Source organism: Streptomyces sp. NPDC059455 (genome assembly GCF_042750115.1).
Taxonomy (GTDB): domain Bacteria; phylum Actinomycetota; class Actinomycetes; order Streptomycetales; family Streptomycetaceae; genus Streptomyces; species Streptomyces endocoffeicus.
In genome coordinates, this window is record NZ_JBHYVB010000184.1 from 2132 (window position 1) to 19513 (window position 17382).

The 17382-nt window shown below is 71.2% G+C and carries 16 protein-coding genes; 8 read left to right on the forward strand and 8 right to left on the reverse strand.

The annotated features are described in order from the left end of the window. The first annotated feature begins 290 nt into the window (after positions 1-290). Entirely contained in the window at positions 291-890 is a 600-nt protein-coding gene (locus ACFXB5_RS41605) for a 2'-5' RNA ligase family protein (protein ID WP_385218638.1), read from the forward strand. 37 nt (positions 891-927) lie between these two features. Here the strand turns inward: ACFXB5_RS41605 and ACFXB5_RS41610 are convergent, their stop codons facing one another. Continuing rightward, positions 928-1596, reverse strand: coding sequence for an SDR family NAD(P)-dependent oxidoreductase (locus ACFXB5_RS41610; RefSeq protein ID WP_385218639.1), 669 nt, complete (start codon positions 1594-1596; stop codon positions 928-930). Positions 1597-1766: 170 nt separating this feature from the next. On the opposite strand from ACFXB5_RS41610, the gene ACFXB5_RS41615 reads away from it, so the two are divergent. Then, a complete protein-coding gene (locus ACFXB5_RS41615; protein WP_385218641.1) occupies positions 1767-2792 on the forward strand; it encodes a YihY/virulence factor BrkB family protein in 1026 nt (341 codons plus the stop codon). 51 nt (positions 2793-2843) lie between these two features. Here the strand turns inward: ACFXB5_RS41615 and ACFXB5_RS41620 are convergent, their stop codons facing one another. Next, entirely contained in the window at positions 2844-4316 is a 1473-nt protein-coding gene (locus ACFXB5_RS41620; protein ID WP_385218643.1) for a D-alanyl-D-alanine carboxypeptidase family protein, read from the reverse strand. On the opposite strand from ACFXB5_RS41620, the gene ACFXB5_RS41625 reads away from it, so the two are divergent. Both ACFXB5_RS41625 and ACFXB5_RS41630 read left to right on the forward strand, forming a co-directional pair. Continuing rightward, positions 4315-4566, forward strand: a complete 252-nt coding sequence (locus tag ACFXB5_RS41625; RefSeq protein ID WP_037953585.1) for an SCO4848 family membrane protein — start codon at positions 4315-4317, stop codon at positions 4564-4566. The genes ACFXB5_RS41620 and ACFXB5_RS41625 overlap by 2 nt on opposite strands. A gap of 69 nt (positions 4567-4635) precedes the next feature. Continuing rightward, positions 4636-6168, forward strand: coding sequence for a metallophosphoesterase (locus ACFXB5_RS41630; RefSeq protein WP_385218645.1), 1533 nt, complete (start codon positions 4636-4638; stop codon positions 6166-6168). 141 nt (positions 6169-6309) lie between these two features. Here the strand turns inward: ACFXB5_RS41630 and ACFXB5_RS41635 are convergent, their stop codons facing one another. From ACFXB5_RS41635 to ACFXB5_RS41660, 6 genes are all read right to left on the reverse strand, one after another. Next, positions 6310-7704, reverse strand: coding sequence for a VanZ family protein (locus tag ACFXB5_RS41635; RefSeq protein ID WP_385218647.1), 1395 nt, complete (start codon positions 7702-7704; stop codon positions 6310-6312). Positions 7705-7865: 161 nt separating this feature from the next. Then, positions 7866-8639: a succinate dehydrogenase iron-sulfur subunit gene (locus ACFXB5_RS41640; RefSeq protein ID WP_385218649.1), complete on the reverse strand. Its 774-nt coding sequence runs from the start codon at positions 8637-8639 to the stop codon at positions 7866-7868. Continuing rightward, positions 8639-10393: a succinate dehydrogenase flavoprotein subunit gene (sdhA, locus tag ACFXB5_RS41645; protein WP_385218651.1), complete on the reverse strand. Its 1755-nt coding sequence runs from the start codon at positions 10391-10393 to the stop codon at positions 8639-8641. The genes ACFXB5_RS41640 and sdhA overlap by 1 nt, the downstream gene beginning before the upstream one ends. 24 nt (positions 10394-10417) lie before the next feature. Next, a complete protein-coding gene (locus ACFXB5_RS41650) occupies positions 10418-10888 on the reverse strand; it encodes a succinate dehydrogenase hydrophobic membrane anchor subunit (protein WP_020870644.1) in 471 nt (156 codons plus the stop codon). Between the two features lie 5 nt (positions 10889-10893). Then, positions 10894-11274 (reverse strand): succinate dehydrogenase, cytochrome b556 subunit, encoded by a 381-nt coding sequence (gene sdhC / locus ACFXB5_RS41655; RefSeq protein WP_014061379.1) that lies wholly within the window; start codon positions 11272-11274, stop codon positions 10894-10896. A 156-nt stretch (positions 11275-11430) separates the two neighbouring features. Further along, positions 11431-12009, reverse strand: coding sequence for a 2-oxo-4-hydroxy-4-carboxy-5-ureidoimidazoline decarboxylase (locus ACFXB5_RS41660; RefSeq protein ID WP_385218653.1), 579 nt, complete (start codon positions 12007-12009; stop codon positions 11431-11433). Between the two features lie 235 nt (positions 12010-12244). Between ACFXB5_RS41660 and ACFXB5_RS41665 the strand changes: the two genes are divergently transcribed. The 4 genes from ACFXB5_RS41665 (at position 12245) to ACFXB5_RS41680 (ending at position 17189) form a co-directional block, all read left to right on the forward strand. Beyond that, positions 12245-13894 (forward strand): glycoside hydrolase family 20 protein, encoded by a 1650-nt coding sequence (locus ACFXB5_RS41665; RefSeq protein ID WP_385218655.1) that lies wholly within the window; start codon positions 12245-12247, stop codon positions 13892-13894. Between the two features lie 328 nt (positions 13895-14222). Continuing rightward, the gene (locus tag ACFXB5_RS41670) at positions 14223-15266 is read left to right on the forward strand and encodes a DUF4328 domain-containing protein (RefSeq protein WP_385218657.1); all 1044 of its coding nucleotides are present in this window, start codon (positions 14223-14225) and stop codon (positions 15264-15266) included. 61 nt (positions 15267-15327) lie between these two features. Continuing rightward, positions 15328-16008 carry an RNA polymerase sigma factor gene (locus ACFXB5_RS41675; protein WP_385218664.1) on the forward strand — a complete coding sequence of 227 codons (681 nt, stop codon included), beginning with the start codon at positions 15328-15330 and terminating at the stop codon, positions 16006-16008. After that, positions 16008-17189, forward strand: coding sequence for a hypothetical protein (locus tag ACFXB5_RS41680; RefSeq protein ID WP_385218659.1), 1182 nt, complete (start codon positions 16008-16010; stop codon positions 17187-17189). Before ACFXB5_RS41675 ends, ACFXB5_RS41680 begins: the two co-directional genes overlap by 1 nt. Positions 17190-17382: the final 193 nt, after the last annotated feature.

The following is a 17382-nucleotide window of genomic DNA, read 5'->3' on the forward strand; positions in this document are numbered from 1 at the left end:
ACACCCCGCGCCACCACCCAACCACCCGGGTGTCTCCCGGCCGGGCGGGGGGGCGCGGCCCCCCCCCCCCCCGCGCCCCCCCCCCCCGCCCCCCCCCCCCGCCCCGCGCACGTACCAATACGGACGCGCGGACAGCGGAACACACCGGTCCGGCCCCCTGACCAGGGGGCCTTTGGGCGGGTGTGCCAAAGGACCGAGGAATCTAGCCGCGAGGGCGGCGCAGCCGCCACACTGACACGGGTGCAGCGGCCAGAACCCAGCAGCCCGGGAGGGCCAGGAGGGAGAACGCAGTGGGGACCGTAACGCTCGGCGTTTCGATCGCGGTCCCGGAGCCGTACGGCAGCTTCCTCCAGGAGCGGCGCGCGGGCTTCGGGGACCCGGCCGCCCATGGCATCCCCACACATGTCACCCTTCTGCCGCCGACCGAGGTCGACGTCTCGGCGCTGCCCGCCGTGGAGGACCATCTGGCGCGGGTCGCGGCCGAGGGGCGGCCGTTCCCGATGCGGCTGGAGGGCACCGGCACCTTCCGGCCGCTCTCGCCGGTGGTCTTCGTCAGGATCGTCGAGGGCGCGGAGGAGTGCGCGGCGCTCCAGGAGCGGATCCGGGCGGAGTCCGGGCCGTGCGCGCGTGAGCTGCAGTTCCCGTACCACCCGCATGTCACGGTCGCGCACGGGATCGACGAGGAGGCGATGGACCGGGCGTTCGCGGAGCTCAAGGAGTACGAGGCCGCCTGGACGATCACCGGCTTCGCGCTGTACGAGCAGGGGGCGGACGGGGTCTGGCAGCTGGACCGCGAATACCCCTTCGGGGCGGATGAACAGCCGGGCGGTGCGCCGCCCGTGGTGCCCCGTCAGGTGGATCTCTCTCGCCCGGCGGCACCCTCTCACTGAGCGTTCCGCCGGAACGCTCCGTGGGGGCTCCGGTGCGTCAGCCATCCGCGGGCCCGTCGTGGCCGGCCGCGCCCACGCGGCGGAGGCGGGAGGCGGCGCGGGGCAGCAGGCGGTGTGCCGCCGTCATCAGCCGCAGCGCGCCCGGCGCCCAGACGACCGGTGCGCGCCGCCGCAGCCCCTCCTCGATGGCCTCGGCGACCGCCTGGGGCGAGGTGGCCAGCGGCGTGGGCCGCAGCCCGGCCGTGAGCTTCGTACTGACCCGTCCGGCGGCGGCCGAGGAGAGCACCACCAGTGAGCCATGGCCCTGGCGGCGCATGGCGTTGGCGCAGATCAGGGCCGCGGAGACGGCGCCGGTGTAGTTGGTCTGGGCGACCCGGACCGCCGCCGGGGGATCGGTCTCGTCCCGCGCCTGGACGCCCATGACCCCGAAGGCCAGCAGCACCAGATCGATGTCGTCCTCGGCGAAGACCTTGCCCAGGGTCACCTCGTGGGCCTCGGGGTCGAGCGCGTCGAAGGGCACCGTAAGGGTGTCGGCACCGAGGTCCCGCAGTTGCCGCGCGGTCGACTCCAGGGCGGGCGAGGGACGGCCGGCCAGCCAGACCGTACGGGCGCGCCGGGTGATCAGGCGGCGGACGGTCGCCAGGGCGATCTCGGACGTACCGCCCAGGACGAGCAGCGACTGCGGGGAACCGACGACGTCCTTCATGGAGGGAACTTATCCCCACGATCCGTGGCATATGGAGTGATCGTGCGTCCGTATGCGCGCCCTCACCGAAAAGAGTGATGAGGGGAGCGCCGGTCCGGGGAACCCGGATATCCGTACCGCGCGTCCGGCGCGCCGAGGAATGACAACGCGCAGAAGGGTAGTTGCTGATCATGGAATCGTTGACCCGGCTGCCTGTCGTCGGCCCCGCCCTGGCCTGGCTGATGCGCACCCATGCCTGGCGTACGTACGAACGGCTCGACCGCGTCCACTGGACGCGGCTCGCCGCCGCGATCACGTTCACCAGCTTCATCGCCTTCTTCCCGCTCATCGTCGTCGGTACGGCGATCGGCGCGGCGACGCTCAGCCAGTCGCAGATGGCGCAGCTCCAGAAGAAGCTCGCCCAGCAGATCCCCGGTATCTCCGGCCAGCTCGACCTGAACGCGCTCGTCCAGAACGCCGCCACCATCGGGGTCGTCGCGGGCGCCCTGCTGCTGTTCACCGGCATCAGCTGGGTGGGCTCGCTGCGCGAGTGCCTGCGCGCCGTATGGGAGCTGGAGGAGGACCCCGGCAATCCGCTGGTGCGCAAGGTCAAGGACGCGTTCGTGCTGATCGGGCTGGGCGGTGTGGCGCTCGTCTCGTTCGCCGTGTCCGCCCTGGCCGCCACCGCCGTGGGCCGGGTCGCCCGGCTCATCGGCATCCCCGAGAACGGGGTCGGCGGCTGGCTGCTGCGGATCGCCGCGTTCCTCATCGCCGTCGGCGCCGACTTCCTGCTGCTGTGCTACGTGCTGACCTGGCTCCCCGGCGTGGAGCCGCCCCGCCGTACGGTCGCGGTCGCCGCGCTCATCGGGGCGATCGGCTTCGAACTGCTCAAGCTGCTGCTCAGCAGCTATCTGAAGGACGTGGCGGCCAAGAGCATGTACGGGGCGTTCGGGGTACCCATCGCGCTGCTGCTGTGGATCAACTTCACCGCGAAACTCACGCTGTACTGCGCCGCCTGGACCGCCACCCCGCCCGCCGCCCAGGCCGAGCACGAGGCGGAATGGGCGGCCGAGGCGGACACGGCGCAGCCCTCCGAGCCGGAGGAGCCGTCGGAGCCGCCCGAGCCGTCGGAGCTGTCCGAGCCATCCGGGCCGTCCGAGCCGGAGGTCGAAAAGCACCGCGCCGGCGGGCCGGAGGGCCCGCCGGCGGCGGCGTGACAGCGGACGGCGGCGACCGTAAGGCGGCCACGGCGACCGTAGGGGCTTCGCTCAGTCGCGTGAGCGGCGGCGCACCAGCTCCGGGAGCGGCCAGCGGCGGTGCACCCCGAAGGCCACCGCGCCCAGCAGCGCCAGGGAGCCGCCCGTGATGCCCACCGCGGTCCACATACCGCCCGAGCTTCCGTCGTCCGCCGAGACGGACGCCTGGGCGTGCTTATGGCCGTCCTCGTCACCGGCCGAGGAGTGGTTCGCGCCCGCCGCGCCCGGCCGGACGAGGGTGCCGACCGGGTTCACCGAGCCCGACGCCTTGAACCCCCAGTCGAAGAGCTTCGCGGTCTCCTTGTAGACCTCGTTCATCTCCTTCTGCTGCGGGTTCATGACGGTGACCAGCAGCACCCGGTTGCCGCGCTGGGCGACGCCGGTGAAGGTGGCGCCCGCGTTCGTGGTGTTGCCGTTCTTGACCCCGGCGATGCCCTTGTAGGGGTCGACGCCGAGGCCGGTCAGCAGCCGGTTGGTGTTCTGGATGCCGAAGCTGGAGCGGGTCTTCTTGCCCTTCTTGTCCTTCTCGAACGTCCCGGGGAACTGCGCGGCCGCCGTCGAGCAGTACTCCCGGAAGTCCGCCTTCTGCAGCCCCGAGCGGGCGAAGAGGGTCAGATCGTACGCGCTGCTGACCTGGCCCTTCTCGTCGTAGCCGTCCGGGGTGACCACATGGGTGTCCCGGGCGTTCAGGTACTTCGCGTGTGCCTGCATCTCCCTTACGGTCGCCGGGACCCCGCCGTTCATGGCCGCCAGCACATGCACCGCGTCGTTGCCCGAGCGCAGGAAGACGCCGAGCCACAGGTCGTGGACCGAGTAGGTGTAGTTCTCCTTGACCCCGACCAGGCTGCTGCCCTCACCCATCCCCTCCAGGTCGGACAGCTGCACCTTGTGGGTCTTCGTCTTCGGCATCTTCGGCAGCAGCGTGTCCGCGAACAGCATCTTCAGCGTGGACGCGGGCGGCAGCTGCCAGTGGGCGTTGTGCGAGGCGAGCACATCGCCCGACTCGGCGTCGGCCACCAGCCACGACTTCCCGCTGAGCCCCTTGGGCAGCGCGGGCGCGCCCGGCTTCGGGTCCACCTGGGTGTCGGGGCGGCCGAGCCGCTTCCCGCCCACCGTGGACATGTGCGCGGGCGGCTTGACCGCGTCGGTGGAACCGCCCGGCTGGTCGGCGGCGTGCGCCGGGGCGGCGGCGAGCGGCCCGCACAGCAGGAGGGCGGCGGCGGTGGCGGCCAGCGGGGCCACGGCGCGGCGGGCGGGGGTGCGGCTCTTGCCGGAGATCTTGTCGGTGCTCTTACGGATGCTCTTGCCGGTGCTCTTGCCGGTGCTCTTACGGGTGCTGTGTCGGACGTGAGTGCTGGTGAAGGAAGGTGTGGGCACGGAGGTGAACGTACCTGTCGTCGCTGAGGAGAGCGACAGCAGCGCCGACGTATTGACGGCAGACCCCCGCGTGGAGGTATGGGAGGCCTTGCCCATACTGGAGACCATGAAGCTCAGCCGCCCCGTGTCCTGGTTCCTGCTCGCCTTCGGGGTCTGGAGCTGGGTCATCTGGTTCACCTTTGTCAAAAATTTGTGGAAGGACGCCAGCGGACTCGCCTTCGACGACTCCGGCGACCCCACCGCGTACTTTTGGGTGCATCTGCTGCTCGCGATCACCTCGTTTCTCTTGGGGACGGCGATCGGGGTGATCGGGTTGCGTGGTGTGCGCGCCCTGCGTCGGAACGACGCCTCCGAGTAGCCGTTCCAGGCAGTTGTGGCAGGCGGCCGTGGCAGGTAGCCGCGTAGTCGCCAGGGGAGGGGACCGGGGATGGTCGTGCTCTACGTCCTGATCGCACTGGTCGTCGTCGGTCTGCTGACCGGCGTCCACTGGTACGTGTGGCGGCGGCTCGTCCGCGATACGACGGCGCGCGGGGGACGGGCGCGCCGTACGGGCACGGCGGCGGCCTTCGCGCTGCCGCTGATCAGCGTCGGCGCGCTGATCGCGGGCCGCGCGGGCGCGCCCTTCCTCCTCCAGCGCGCCCTCGCCTGGCCGGGCTACCTCTGGCTCGCCCTGCTCCTGTACCTGACCCTGGCCCTCCTGGCGGGCGAGGCGGTACGCCCCCTGCTGCGTGCCTGGCTGAGCAAGTCCGCTGATGTGCGGTCGGCCGAGGGCCCGGGGGCCTCAGGCAGCCCGTCAGGCGGGCTGCCGACGGCTTTCGCCGACGACAGCGCCGCCGCTCCCGCTCCCGCTCCCGCTCCGGCGGCCGTCGGCACGGGCGGCCGCGAGGGCTCGGCGGCTGGAGATGGCCTGGGCGCGGGTGTGGTGAGTGAAGCCGAGGCCGTCGCCGACGGGGCCATCGAGGCCCCGGTCGGGGCGACGGAGCCCACCGTGGCCGGGGCGGTCAAGGTCGCCGAGGGCGACGCCGCCAAGCCCACCGCACAGGCGGCCGCCAAGGGCGGCGCGGCGGACTCCGTGGACTCCGTGGACTCCGTGGACCCCGTGGACGCAGTGGACTCCGCGGACCCCGCCCCCGCGCCCTCTCGCCGCCTCTTCGTCGCGCGGGCCGTCGCCGTCGGGGCCACTGCCGTGGCGGCCGGGACGGTGGGGTACGGGACGTACACCGTGTTGCGCGGGCCGCGGGTCAAGCGGATCACCGTGCCGCTCGCCAAGCTGCCGCGCCGGGCGCACGGCTTCCGGATCGCCGTTGTCAGCGATATCCACCTCGGGCCGATCCTGGGCCGCGACCACACCCGGCGGGTGGTCGCGGCGGTCAACCGCGCCAACCCCGACCTCGTCGCCGTCGTCGGCGACCTCGTGGACGGCAGCGTGGCCGACCTCGGCCCGGCCGCCGAGCCGCTGCGTGGGCTGAGCGCCCGCCACGGCAGCTACTTCGTCACCGGCAACCACGAGTACTACTCGGGCGCCGCCGAGTGGGTGGACCACGTCCGCGAGCTGGGCCTGCGGCCCCTGGAGAACGAGCGCACCGAGCTGCCCGGCTTCGATCTCGCCGGGGTGAACGACGTCGCGGGCGAGAGCGAGGGCCAGGGCCCCGACTTCGGTAAGGCGCTGGGCGACCGCGACCGCTCACGCGCCTCCGTGCTGCTCGCCCATCAGCCGGTGGTGATCCACGACGCGGTGAAGGCGGGCGTGGATCTCCAGCTCTCCGGCCACACCCACGGCGGTCAGCTGTGGCCCGGCACCTATGTGGCCGAGCTCGCCAACCCGACCGCCGCCGGGCTCGAGCGGTACGGCGACACCCAGCTCTATGTGACCCGTGGCGCGGGCGCCTGGGGCCCGCCGGTACGGGTCGGGGCGCCCCCGGACGTCACCGTCGTGGAGCTCGCCTCGACCCGCGCCTGAACGCCCACGCCTGAACGCCCGCGCCCGGCTGGCCGCCAGCCCGCCCTCAGCCCGCCCGGCGCGGGCCTCGGCCCGTCCGGCGGGGCCCCGACCTGTCCCCCTCCACGGGCCCTGACCCGTCCGGCGCGGATGGGTCAGATGTCAAAGCCGGAGGCGCGGACCAGTGGGGCCCCCGGTCACCCCCGGGGGGCGGGGTGCGGCCCCCGGCGCGTCCTCGGCCGCCCGCGCCACCTCGACCGGAGCGGGCCGATCAGCGGGCCGGTCAGCGGGCGGGGCGGGCCGGTCAGCGCGCCGGTCGGCGGGTCGGTCAGCGGGTCGGTCAGCAGGTCGCTCAATGGCCCGTTCAGCCGCCCGCACCGCCCGTCTGTGTGGCAGCGTCGCGTTGCGGATGCCCGAGATGCGGTCGTGCGGGGCGAGCCGCTCCGGGTGGCGCAGTGTCTTCCGTACGCACGCCGCCGTCAGCGTGAACCCGACCAGTACCGCCAGCAGCTGAGCGGGGCTCAGCGCCATGAGAATCTCCGCCGCGCCCTGCGTGCCCGAGTCGCGGACGGTGGCGAACAGGCTCGACAGATACGGCTTGTTCAGCAGCGTCAGCACGGCCAGGAACAGCCCCGCCAGGAACGGCATCACCAGCGCCCCGATCAGCAGCGCGCGCAGCGTCAGCCGCCAGGCCACCAGCGGGCCGCCGTCGTCCGCCACCAGCTTCAGCAGCAACAGCCGCTTTCCGGGGGTCGCCCCGGTCGCCAGGGGCAGCAGCACGAACCAGGCCACGAAGATCCCCACCAGCATCCAGGTCGGGGCCGATCCGCCCTGGTAGATCAGCACGGCGGCGGTGAACACCGAGGCGACGACATATCCGGCCACATCCACGACCAGCGCCGTCAGCCGCCGCCCGAACGGAACCGGCCGCGCCGCCAGCGCCCGCCCGTCCAGGGTCTCCAGCGTCGGCAGCATCCGTGCGAGTGGCCCGGCCAGCAGCCAACCGGCCATCGCCCCGGCCGTGTTGACGAGCAGGTCGTCCACGTCGAAGAGCCGGTACGGGCAGTTGTAGAGGCCCCAGACCCCGGTCCACTGCGTCAGCTCGAAGGACAGCGAGACCGCGAAGCCGATCGCGGCGGTGGCGGGCAGCGAGCGCCGGAAGTGGTAGCGCAGGAAGATGCCGAGCGGAAGGAGCAGCAGAAGGTTGAAGACGGTTCCGGCGACGGCGGGGTTCTGGAGGACCAGCGCGTTGAGCCCGACCTTGTGGTCCGCTTCCTTCCAGATGTCTCTGAAGGTGTTCCCGGGCATCCACTGGGGATGGGCCACCATCGCGAACCGCCGGCACATATCGGCGGTCTGCTTCGGCAGCGGCACGATCGTCATGCAGAAGGCCGTGAGCGAGTAGTAGAGGAAGCCGTACAGCGACAGCGCCCGCCCTCGGGACATCACGCCGTGACGGCGGTACAGGGCGACGGCTGTCGGCAGTAACAGTAAGAGCGCCAGCAGCGGGAAGAGCGCGGCAGCGGTCTTGATCGGGAGAACGTAGGCGGTGGCCATGCACACGACTATACGCCATGTGTATACCCAGGGTGTATAGCCCCCAATGGCTCACAACGACGAGGGCCCCCCCCCCCGGAAACCCGGGAAGCGGGGCCCTCGCCCACAAGCTCCTAGGAAGCCACAGCCCTCGTGACTCAGAAGCGCACTCGGAAGCGCACTCAGAAGCGCCGCGTGATCAGCGCGCGCTTCACCTCCTGGATGGCCTTCGTGACCTCGATCCCCCGCGGGCACGCCTCCGTGCAGTTGAAGGTCGTACGGCAGCGCCAGACGCCGTCCTTGTCGTTCAGGATCTCCAGCCGCTGCTCACCACCCTCGTCACGCGAGTCGAAGATGAAGCGGTGCGCGTTGACGATCGCCGCCGGGCCGAAGTACTGGCCGTCGTTCCAGAACACCGGGCACGACGAGGTGCACGCGGCGCACAGGATGCACTTGGTGGTGTCGTCGAACCGCTCGCGGTCCGCCGCGGACTGCAGCCGCTCACGCGTCGGCTCGTTGCCCGTCGTGATCAGGAAGGGCATCACATCGCGGTAGGCCTGGAAGAACGGCTCCATGTCCACGATCAGGTCCTTGAGGACCGTGAGCCCCTTGATCGGCTCGACCGTGATGGGCTTCTCCGGGCTGATGTCCTTGATCAGCGTCTTGCAGGCCAGCCGGTTGCGGCCGTTGATCCGCATCGCGTCGGACCCGCAGATGCCGTGGGCGCAGGAGCGGCGGAAGGTCAGGGTGCCGTCCAGCTCCCACTTGATCTTGTGGAGGCCGTCGAGGACGCGCTCCTTCGGATCCATGTCGATCTGGAAGTCCTCCCAGACCGCCTGGTCCGAGACCTCCGGGTTGAAGCGCCGGATCCGGAAGGTGACGGTGATCAGGTGCGAGGCGGTGGCGTCGGCCGCCTCGGGGGCCTGGTCGGACTTCTCAAGCGTGGGGGTGCTCATCAGTACTTACGCTCCATCGGCTGGTAGCGGGTCTGCACGACCGGCTTGTAGTCGAGGCGGATGGACTCGGAGCCGTCCGCGCCCACCTCTCGGTACGCCATGGTGTGCCGCATGAAGTTGACGTCGTCGCGGTTCGGGTAGTCCTCGCGGTAGTGACCGCCGCGCGACTCCTTGCGGGCCAGGGCGGAGATGGCCATGACCTCGGCCAGGTCGAGCAGGTTGCCCAGCTCGATGGCCTCCAGCAGATCGGTGTTGAACCGCTTGCCCTTGTCCTGGACGCTGACGTGTCGGAAGCGCTCGCGCAGGTGGCCGATCTCCTCGACGGCCTCCTTGAGCGTCTGCTCGGTGCGGAAGACCATGACGTTCTTGTCCATGGTCTCCTGGAGCGCCTTGCGGACCTCGGTGACCCGCTCGGTGCCGGTCGCGTCCCGCAGGTTCTCGACCTGCGCCTGGACGAACGCGGACGGGTCCTCCGGAAGCTCGACGAAGTCGGCCGTGGCCGAGTACTCCGCGGCGGCGATGCCCGCCCGGCGGCCGAAGACGTTGATGTCGAGCAGCGAGTTGGTGCCCAGGCGGTTGGCGCCGTGCACCGAGACGCAGGCGACCTCGCCGGCCGCGTACAGGCCGGGCACGACGGTGTCGTTGTCCGCCAGCACCTCGCCCTGGACGTTGGTCGGGATGCCGCCCATCGTGTAGTGCGCGGTGGGCTGGATCGGGATCGGGTCCGTGTACGGCTCGATGCCGAGGTAGGTCCGCGCGAACTCGGTGATGTCGGGCAGCTTGGCGTCCAGCTGCTCCGGCGGCAGGTGGGTGAGGTCCAGATAGACGTGGTCGCCCTCGGGGCCGCAGCCGCGGCCCTCGCGGATCTCGGTGTAGATCGACCGCGAGACCACGTCGCGCGAGGCGAGGTCCTTCATGACCGGCGCGTACTTCTCCATGAAGCGTTCGCCGTCCTTGTTGCGGAGGATGCCGCCCTCACCGCGGGCGCCCTCCGTCAGCAGGATGCCCATCCGCCAGATGCCGGTCGGGTGGAACTGGAAGAACTCCATGTCCTCCAGCGGCAGCCCGCGCCGGTAGGCGACCGCCTGGCCGTCACCGGTGAGGGTGTGGGCGTTGGAGGTCACCTTGAAGAACTTGCCGCAGCCGCCCGAGGCGAAGACGACGGCCTTCGCCTGGAAGACGTGCAGCTCACCGGTGGCCAGTTCGTACGCCACCACACCGGCGGTGCGCTTGACCCCGTCGACCTCGGTCATCAGGAGGTCCAGGACGTAGAACTCGTTGTAGAACTCCACGCCCTCCTTGACGCAGTTCTGGTACAGCGTCTGGAGGATCATGTGACCGGTGCGGTCCGAGGCGTAGCAGGACCGGCGGACCGGGGCCTCGCCGTGGTTCCGGCTGTGGCCGCCGAAGCGGCGCTGGTCGATGGTGCCGTTCGGGGTCCGGTTGAACGGCAGGCCCATCTTCTCGAGGTCCAGGACCGAGTCGATGGCCTCCTTCGCCAGGATCTCGGCGGCGTCCTGGTCGACCAGGTAGTCACCGCCCTTGATCGTGTCGAAGGTGTGCCACTCCCAGTTGTCCTCCTCGACGTTGGCGAGGGCGGCGGCCATGCCGCCCTGCGCGGCGCCGGTGTGGGACCGGGTCGGGTAGAGCTTGGTGAGCACCGCGGTGCGGCTGCGCTTGGTCGACTCGATGGCCGCGCGCATTCCGGCCCCGCCGGCGCCGACGATGACGGTGTCGTACTTGTGGATCTTCATGAGTGGATACCTCAGCCCCGGGGCCTAGCGGATGTTCGGGTCGAAGGTGAAGATCACCAGAGTGCCGAGCACGATGGTGAATCCCGCCGCCGTGTAGAGCAGCGCCTTCAGCCACAGGCGGGTGTTGTCCCGCTCCGCGTAGTCGTTGATGATCGTGCGCAGGCCGTTCGCGCCGTGCAGCGTGGCGAGCCAGAGCATGATCAGATCCCATGCCTGCCAGAACGGCGAGGCCCAGCGGCCGGCCACGAAGGCGAAGCCGATCTTGGTGACACCGCCGTCCAGCACCAGCTGGATCAGCAGATGGCCCAGGACCAGGACGACCAGCAGGATGCCGGACAGGCGCATGAAGAGCCAGCCGTACATCTCGAAGTTCGTCCGGGTCGCCCTGGGCGTCTTACGAGTGCGGGCCCGCGGCGGTTCGATGACCGGAGCCGGATGATCCACGTCGTACGCGCTGACCGCGTCGCTCGCGGGGGTGGTGGTCTCGGCGGACATGTGCGTCAGCTCCCGAACAGTTCGCGCAGCGTGTGCTGGAGGATCGGGTAGAAGGCACCGGCCATCAGCACGACCCAGATACCGACGACGCCCCAGAGCATCTGACGCTGGTACCTCGCGCCCTTGGACCAGAAGTCGACGGCGATGACGCGAAGGCCGTTGAGAGCGTGAAACAGGATGGCGGCCACCAGGCCGTACTCCATCAGGTTCACGACGGGATTCTTGTACGTGGCGACCACGTTGTCGTACGCCTCGGGCGAGACGCGGACCAGCGAGGTGTCCAGCACATGTACGAACAGGAAGAAGAAGATGAGGACGCCGGTGACTCGATGAGCCACCCAGGACCACATACCTTCCCGGCCGCGATACAGCGTTCCAGCCGGCACGGAAAAACCCTCCGGAAGCGGGATTGGGGCCTGCCGGCTTCACGGTCGGTCGGGCCCGGCCGGGTACGGTCCACCGGCCCTGGCCATCGTACCGACGTGTTGTCGGAGGAACCCTCCGGGGGGCTCAAGTGTGATCGATCAAGCACGGACGGGCGATCATGCGATCCGGAAACCGGGCACTTCCGGGGAACGGGACCGATTTCCGGTCAGCCGGGCCAGTCTGCCCCGGGCGATGCGCCGCAGCTCCTCGGCGGTGTTGTCCCGCTCCCGCTCCCACTCGTTGCCCAGCCGGTCCCGGATCCCGGTCAGCAGCCGGTCCAGCCGCTCCTCGGGCCGCAGGCCATCCAGACAGATGACGAAAACGTGACCGAATCGACGCTCGTACGCGTCGTGGGCGGCCCGGAGCGCGGTGTGCGCGGCCGGCGACCCCAGGCTGTCCGCGGGCGGCAGCTCATGGCCGACGACCGACTCGTCCGCGAGCGCCTCGTCCAGATCGGCGGGGGTGAGGTCGTAGCTGGCCTCGTCCCCGGCGGCCAGCAGCGCCTCCAGATCCGGGTACGGGCGGTGGGCCGCGATCAGCCGGGCCCAGCGGCGGCTGCCGCAACAGGAGAGGAGCGCGGCCTCGGCCGCGTCGGCGGGGGCGGTGTTGAGCCGGTCGAGGTGGGGGGCGGCGGCGCGGGACCTGGACCTGGACCTGGACAGCGTGGACTCCTCGGACACGCATGAGGCGCGCATGGGAACGGACGCCCGGAGAGACGGACCCGGGGGAGGCGTGGGACACATGGGCTGGGCGCGTGAGCAGTACACGCTAACGACGCGGGGAGGTGGGTGCGCCGGAGGGAACGCGATATCACCCGAACGGGGAGGTTTTACCGCATGCGGTGGACGGCATTCGGGGCGCAGGGCTTTTTTCGGCCACAAGCGGCCGAACGCGCGAAGCGGGGAGGGTCCGAGGAGGAGGTACACCGCCATGGGATTGCCGCTCAGAGCCACCAAGGCGTCCTGCGTCCGTGGTGTCGTCGCGGGGGCCGTCGGCGCGCTCGTCCTGACAACCCTCGGCTGTCAGCAGACGGAAGGCGGGCAGCACCCGTCGGGCACCCGCTCCTCGCCCGCGCGGTCCTCCCCACACGCCACGACCGCCACCTCGGCGCGGTCCCCCTCGGCCGTCCCGCCGCACGCCACGGCGACCTCCGCACCGCCCCGCACCATCCCCTCCGTCCGCGACTTCACCCCGGCCTCGGGCCCCGGCTGGCGGCCCGGCGACGACAGCCGGGTGGTGGCCGACCTCAAGGGCCCGCTCGCCGACGAGGCCCGCATGATCGCCGCGGAGCTGGGGCTGCGCACCAGCTCCGGCCCCGCCCGCCGCGGTGACCTCTCCCTCGCCCTCGCCCCGGAACAGAGCGGCGGCGGCGAGGCGTACACCCTGAAGGTCGCGGGCGGCCGCGCCCGGATCACCGGCCCCGCCGACGCGGGCGTCTTCTACGGCACCCGCACCGTGAAACAGGCCCTGCGCTCCGGCGGCCGGCTCCCCGAGGGTGTGATCCACGACCGGCCCGGCCGCGCCCAGCGCGGCCTCAACCTGGATATCGCGCGCAAGTTCTACTCGGTCGGATGGATCGAGGCCCGGATGCGCGAGATGGCCGATCTCAAGCTCAACCAGCTGGCCCTGCACTTCTCGGACGATCAGGGCTTCCGCATCCAGAGCACCAGCCACCCCGAGATCGTCTCGTCCCCGCACCTCACCAAGGACCAGGTCCGGCAGATCGTCGCGCTCGGGCAGCGGCTGCACATCACCGTCATCCCCGAGATCGACTCGCCGGGCCACCTCGGCGCCGTCATCCGGGCCCATCCGCAGCTCCAGCTGCGCAACGCGGGCGGCACCACCTTTCAGGGCTCGGTGGACATCTCCAATCCGGCGGCGGCCCGCATCGTCGATGACCTGATGCGCGAGTACGCCCCGCTCTTCCCCGGCCGCTGGTGGCACCTGGGCGCCGATGAGTACCTCGCGCTGATCGTCAAGGACCCCCAGGCGTCGTTCCCCGAGCTGGCGGCCGCCGCCAAGCGGAAGTACGGGCCCAGCGCCCGGGTGCAGGATCTGGTCACCGGCTGGCTGAACGACCGGGCCCGGCTCGCGCGGCGGCTCGGCAAGCAGCCCAAGGCGTGGAACGACGGCTTCTTCGCGGGCGGCGTCGTCCAGCCCGCGAAGTACATCGAGGTCGAGTACTGGACGGGACGGCTGAAGGAGACGGCACGGCAGCCGCAGGAGTATCTGAAGGAGGGCCGCAAGGTGGTCAACCTCAACGACTCCTTCCTCTACTACGTACTCGGCCAGCCCGGCGGCTTCACCTATCCGACCGGGGAGCGCATCTACGAGGACTGGTCCCCGGCGGTACTGCGCGGCTCCACGCCCGTCGCCGACAAGAGCCTGACCGGACCCGACCGGATCCTCGGCGCCCGCTTCGCGATCTGGGGCGACCGGCCCGAGGCCCAGACGCCCGCCCAGGTGGCCCAGGGCATCCGGCTGCCGCTCGCGGCGCTGGCGCAGCGGGTGTGGGACCCCGGGAAGCCGCCGCTGAGCTGGTCCGGCTTCACCCGGCTCGCGGAGCGGCTGGGGGTCTGAGCGCGGCGGCCACCGGGCCTGAGCACGCGTTCCGGGAGAGAGAAAAGAAGGACGGTCGGGGCCGCCACCCCCCACAGGAGAGGCCCCGACCGTCGATCAGGAGAGCCTGCATCAGGCTCGTACCCCTTACAGCGTCGCACGCCTCGATTACGTCACACCTCCCCTTGCACGAAACCGGGGACTTCACCCCGCTGGTCGGGGCTCGTTCCGCTCTGGACGGGACCGGTCGGATGCCCGTAACGTGCAGGTCCGCGCACTGGGCGCGGTCAGAGGCTTATTTTCTCGCGTGGCCCGGAGCGGTCACGTTCCCAGGGGGACTCAAAAGACCATGTATCCGTGTGGGAACTGCCGCGCTGTCGCCGTCGGCCCCGACGGGCGCTGTGCCGCATGCGGGACGTACCAGCAGCAGCTTCAGCAGCAGCCGTCCGGTCCCCCGCAGCAGCCGTCCGTCCCGCCGCAGGCGCCGCCGATGCCCGGCGGCTACGGCTATCCGGCCGCCCCGCCGATGGGCATGCCGACCGGCGGGGTCGATCTGCGGCGCGGGCTTTCCACCACGCTCCTCGTGCTGTTCGGGCTGGCGCTGCCCGCGCTCATCTTCCTCCTGGTGGCGCGATCCGGCCAGTACAGCGTGATCGGGGACATGCTGGACGCGGTCGAGGGCAAGTCGGTCTCCATCACCGAGGACGACCTGAACGACGCCGACGACATGTTCACCACGGCCCAGGTCATCTACTCGCTGCTCACCGTCGCGATCGCCGTGGTCTGGGCGATCTGGTTCCGGCGGCTGCGGCTGAACGCCGAGGTCTTCGCCCCCGGCCAGCACCGCTTCAGCAGCGGCTGGGCGGCCGGTTCGTGGTTCACCCCGGTGGTCAACCTCTGGTTCCCCAAGCAGATCGCCAACGACATCTGGCGCGCCAGCTCCCCGCAGGGGCCGCACGCCGTCAGCCGCGGGCTGCTGGGTGGCTGGTGGGTCACCTGGATCGTGGCACTGGTCACCAACGCCGTCGGTGGGGTCCGGTACAACCTGCTGCGGGGCAAGGTGGAGGCCGACGACTACTCCCCTACTCCCTCGGAGGCGAAGAGCGACATCGAGAGCCTGCACTCCATCCTGGCCTTCGACATGTTCGCCATCGTGATCTTCATGGCCGCGGCGGTCCTGGCGCTGCTGCTGGTCCGGCAGATCACCGCGATGCAGGAGCAGCGGGCCTCGCTGCCTCCGCAGATGGCCGGTCCGGCACCGTACGGAATGCCGTCGCCGAACCCGTACGGCTCCCCGGCCCCCGGCTCCGCGCCGTATGGTGCCCCTCAGATGCCGCCGACCCCGCCGCCCGGCCAGCCCGGTCAGCAGTACCCGCCCTACGGGCAGGGTTAGCCCGCGGGTTACGCCGGAATCGACTGGACCACGGATTCTCCGAGTGGGGCAGGAAGAGAGCGTGCAGGGGGACGACGCGGAAGTGACCGCCGCGGTGCTCGCGGCGCAGGAAGGGGACGAGACCGCCTTCCGGACCGTCTACCGGTCCGTGCACCCTCGCCTCCTCGGCTACGTGCGCACGCTGGTCGGTGATGGAGACGCGGAGGACATCACCTCGGAAGCGTGGCTGCAGATCGCCCGTGACCTGCAGCGATTTAGCGGTGACGCGGATCGTTTCCGGGGCTGGGCGGCCCGGATAGCCCGCAATCGCGCGCTGGACCACATACGGATGCGCGGCCGCCGCCCGGCCATCGGCGGCGATGAGTCGGAGCTGGAGTTCCGGCCGTCCGACGCGGACACGGCCGGTGAGGCGATGGAGGCCATCGGCACCGGCAAGGCGCTCGGGCTGATCTCTCAGCTGCCGCAGGACCAGGCCGAGGCGGTGGTGCTCCGGGTGGTCCTCGGTCTTGACGCCAAGAGCGCGGCCGCGGTGCTGGGCAAGCGGCCCGGGGCGGTGCGCACCGCCGCCCACCGGGGGCTGCGGCGGCTCGCCGATCTGATCGGCCCCGCGGTCGGGGGCGATTCGGTGCTCGACGCGGTCCCAGGGCAACGCGAGTCACACGGTGGCGGCGCAACCAAGCCGGGTGCGGCGAAGTCTGCTGGTGTGACGGATTCACGCGCGCCAACGCAGAAGGACATGTGATGGCCGAAGACCACCGCTACAGCTGGCTGGATGACAGTGCCGCGGAGCGGTTGCTTCGCGGCGAACCGGTCGAGGGGCAGCCTGCAGCTCCTGACGGCCGGGGCGACCAGTCATATGCCGATGCGGAACGGTTGGCGGCCGTACTCAGCGCCGCCGCCGGGGCGGGCCGTACGGCGGCCCTCTCCGACGCGTCCGCGCTTCCCGGTGAGGAGGCGGCCGTGGCCGCCTTCCGGGCGGCCCGGGTCGAGGTCGACGCCGAGGCGGGGTCCGTGGCCGAGGTGGCCGAAATGGACATGGCCCGGCGGCCGCACCGGATCCGGCGGTTCAGAGAGAGACAGCCGCGGCTGCGGCGCCCGCTGCGCGCGGGCATGGTCGCGGTCGTGGCCGGATGTACGCTCAGCGGATTCGCGGTGGCGGCAGCCGCGGGGGTACTGCCGACACCGTTCGGGCAGAGCGACCACACTCCGGGCCCGTCGGTGAGCATGTCGAACGGCGGTTCCGGCGGGGACTCCGCCCATCCGGAGATCTCCCAGGACGGCGGTACGACGTCGCCTGATCCCAGTGGGTCGGGCGACAACGATGCCAGCGATGTGGGGTCGAACGGCGCCCAGGGCGGAACGGTTCCCTCCGACCCGGAGCACGACGGCAAGGGCAAGAACGGCAAGTCGAACGGTTCCTCCCAGGGGCAGCCCGGCGTGCCGAACTGGGCCCTGAGCGTCTGCCACCGGTATCTGGACTCGGAAACGGGTCTGGGCGCGGAACTCGACAAGAAGTCGCTGAAGAAGCTGACGAAGGAGGCGGGCGGCGCGTCCGCCATCCACGGCTACTGCACGCAGGTCCTCGCCGACGACGGCACGGGCAACACCCCGCGCAGCGACGAGAGCACCGGCAGCGGCGGTGACAGCGGCGGCACGGACAGCGGCAACGGCGGCGGCTCCAACGGCGGTTCCGGTTCCGGGTCCGGCTCCGGTGACAGCGCCGGTTCGGACAGCGGAGGCGACTCCGGCGGCGATCCGGGAAAAGATGGCGGGGACGGCGACCCGGTCCCGCCGCCCCCTCCGCCGGACACCGCCACGCCGACCGACGCCACCAACCCCACGACCGCGGCTGATCCCTTGAAGTCCACGGAGCCGCCCACTCCGGACGACCCCACGACCACCGCGGAAACGGGTGCCGACTGAGACTCCGGCACTCAGGTGTGACGTTTTTTTCAGCGGTGACGCTGAAAGAAACGGGCCGACTGGTCATCGGCCGCGCGGGAGCCGAGGTTCCCCCCGTACCGACGGCTCCGCGCATTCGGCGCGGGGGGTGCTGCGGGCACCCCGCCGCGCGCCCGCCCGCCGCGCTGCAGGGGGGGGGGGCGGGGGGCCGGCG

Excerpts from the sequence above, each read along its gene's own strand:
- ACFXB5_RS41670 (WP_385218657.1), top strand. The coding sequence starts at position 14,223 with ATGTATCCGTGTGGGAACTGCCGCGCTGTCGCCGTCGGCCCCGACGGG.
- ACFXB5_RS41615 (WP_385218641.1), top strand. The coding sequence starts at position 1,767 with ATGGAATCGTTGACCCGGCTGCCTGTCGTCGGCCCCGCCCTGGCCTGG.
- ACFXB5_RS41625 (WP_037953585.1), top strand. The coding sequence starts at position 4,315 with ATGAAGCTCAGCCGCCCCGTGTCCTGGTTCCTGCTCGCCTTCGGGGTC.
- ACFXB5_RS41630 (WP_385218645.1), top strand. The coding sequence starts at position 4,636 with ATGGTCGTGCTCTACGTCCTGATCGCACTGGTCGTCGTCGGTCTGCTG.
- ACFXB5_RS41680 (WP_385218659.1), top strand. The coding sequence starts at position 16,008 with ATGGCCGAAGACCACCGCTACAGCTGGCTGGATGACAGTGCCGCGGAG.
- ACFXB5_RS41650 (WP_020870644.1), bottom strand. The coding sequence starts at position 10,888 with ATGTCCGCCGAGACCACCACCCCCGCGAGCGACGCGGTCAGCGCGTAC.
- ACFXB5_RS41610 (WP_385218639.1), bottom strand. The coding sequence starts at position 1,596 with ATGAAGGACGTCGTCGGTTCCCCGCAGTCGCTGCTCGTCCTGGGCGGT.
- ACFXB5_RS41620 (WP_385218643.1), bottom strand. The coding sequence starts at position 4,316 with ATGGTCTCCAGTATGGGCAAGGCCTCCCATACCTCCACGCGGGGGTCT.
- sdhA (WP_385218651.1), bottom strand. The coding sequence starts at position 10,393 with ATGAAGATCCACAAGTACGACACCGTCATCGTCGGCGCCGGCGGGGCC.
- ACFXB5_RS41640 (WP_385218649.1), bottom strand. The coding sequence starts at position 8,639 with ATGAGCACCCCCACGCTTGAGAAGTCCGACCAGGCCCCCGAGGCGGCC.
- ACFXB5_RS41660 (WP_385218653.1), bottom strand. The coding sequence starts at position 12,009 with ATGCGCGCCTCATGCGTGTCCGAGGAGTCCACGCTGTCCAGGTCCAGG.
- ACFXB5_RS41665 (WP_385218655.1), top strand. The coding sequence starts at position 12,245 with ATGGGATTGCCGCTCAGAGCCACCAAGGCGTCCTGCGTCCGTGGTGTC.
- ACFXB5_RS41635 (WP_385218647.1), bottom strand. The coding sequence starts at position 7,704 with ATGGCCACCGCCTACGTTCTCCCGATCAAGACCGCTGCCGCGCTCTTC.